Source organism: Actinomadura rubrisoli, from assembly GCF_004349215.1.
Classification (GTDB): domain Bacteria; phylum Actinomycetota; class Actinomycetes; order Streptosporangiales; family Streptosporangiaceae; genus Spirillospora; species Spirillospora rubrisoli.
Genome location: NZ_SMKU01000662.1, coordinates 1 through 1,790, shown reverse-complemented (window position 1 = coordinate 1,790; position 1,790 = coordinate 1). Strand labels below are relative to the sequence as shown.

The window sequence follows — 1,790 nt, the reverse complement described above, 5'->3', positions numbered from 1 at the left end:
GGGCGCCGCCACCCTCAAGAGCTGGTGCATCCTGCGGAAGGCTCGCTGCTCACCAAGCCGCCTGACCGCGATCGTCCAGGCGATCCTCGCCCTGCACCATCACGCCAACTGAGGTTGGAAAGACCTCACTGGACGTTGTCCGCCACAGGCCACACGGGACGACCTGGAGTGGTGTGGCTGATCAAGGTGTGCTTACGGGCCGACTCTCGCTCGTATGAGTCGGGATTAATCGGCGATCTTTGGCATATCGGGCACTACCATACGTGCATGGATCTATCGGTGATTACACGTGAGGCCGTCCTCGACGCGGTCGCTGAGTGTGATCGGCTCGGACGTGACCGTTTCCTGGAGCAGTACGGCTTCGACCCGGCTCGTCGATACTTCCTCCATCACGGCGGCATCTACTACGACTCCAAGGCCATCGTCGGAGTGGCTCACCGCTACGTGACAGGTCGACCGCTCACTGCCGGCGAGTTCTCTGGCGGTCGGCAAACGGTGGGTCAGCTTCTCGCGCGCTTGGGTTTCGAGGTGATCGTGGATGAGCCGCTCTCACCTCAGCGACGTCTCCTTGAGCTCATTGGAAAGCTGCGCGCCGCCAGCACCCCGGAGGGGCCCGCCCGGCATCAACCCATAACCCTGCTCTGGGCGCTGGGAAGGGCAGCAAACCGCCGTCCACGTCTGGTTTCCTGGCGAGACGCACACTCCGAGCTACGCGGCCTCATGCGCGAGTATGGCCAGCCCAGCTCAAGGCCGACTCCCGAGTTCCCCATCCTCGCACTGGCCCGTACGGACCTATGGGAACTACGCGGCCATGTGGGAGCCATTCCACCAGCTCACGGTAAACCGATCACCTGGCTCGAAGCACAGAATCCATCTTGCGGCCTCACCGCCTGGGCATATGAGCTCGTCACGTTGACTGAATCAGTAAGGATAGAGGTTATCAAGACACTCGGGCACCAGTTCTTCGACAATGATCTTCCCGAAGGATTGCTGGAGGAAGTCGGTCTGCGCCAGGCGGAACGCACGGTTGCAACGCCGCCTCGGGGGTCAGCCCCGCTGGACACGTACCTGCGTCTCTGCCGGATGATAGAGGTGGCTGAGGTACGTGGTGACCACGATCGCATCACGCGCAGTGCTCGTGAGCAGCCCGTACGGTCCTCAGCCGCGGTCAAGGCCGTACTGATCCGAAGCGCTGGACGCTGCGAGAACCCGGTGTGCACCGGTCAGCCTAATGACGTCATGAGGAATGGCGATCCCATTCTTGAGGTCGATCACGTCCACGATCGAGCGACGTGGGGCCGCGACCATCCGATCCAGATGATCGCTCTCTGTCCCAACTGCCATGCCATTAAGACGAGAGGGCGAACGGCTGAGCAGCTCAGAGAGCTCCTTCTGTCTGAGGCCCGGGCCAGGCATAATGCCTGGACGTCCCGAGTTTGAGTTTCTGCTATCGGCTATGGATGTGGAAGGCGCCACCTTCGTGCGCGGTGCGTTCACGTGTTGAGAGGCTCGTGTCGCGTACATGCAAGGCCGCCCGTCCCGCTCAGGCAAGTCCATTTCTCGGGGGGCGTGCTGGCCAGCTTTTGACAGCGCTCCTCCGCCCTGTGCTGGAATTCTGCCCTTCGCGTGCCGCCGATCCTGAGCGGTGGAAGGTCTGGTACGAGATCTTCCAAGTCCTGTTGGCGATGTTCATCCTTCGGGGGCCCAGGTGAGTGCCTCCAGGTCCCGGGGGGCTGCCACGGCCTGTTCGGCAGAGGGCTCTGCCGCCGCGTGGTGGGGCTGGGTGGTGG

Annotated in this window: 1 protein-coding gene; it reads left to right on the top strand. The window is 62.7% G+C overall.

What is annotated here, in order from left to right:
* Positions 1-267: 267 nt before the first annotated feature.
* Positions 268-1,440, top strand: coding sequence for an HNH endonuclease signature motif containing protein (locus E1298_RS46630; protein WP_131903762.1), 1,173 nt, complete (start codon positions 268-270; stop codon positions 1,438-1,440).
* The last annotated feature ends 350 nt before the right edge of the window (positions 1,441-1,790 follow it).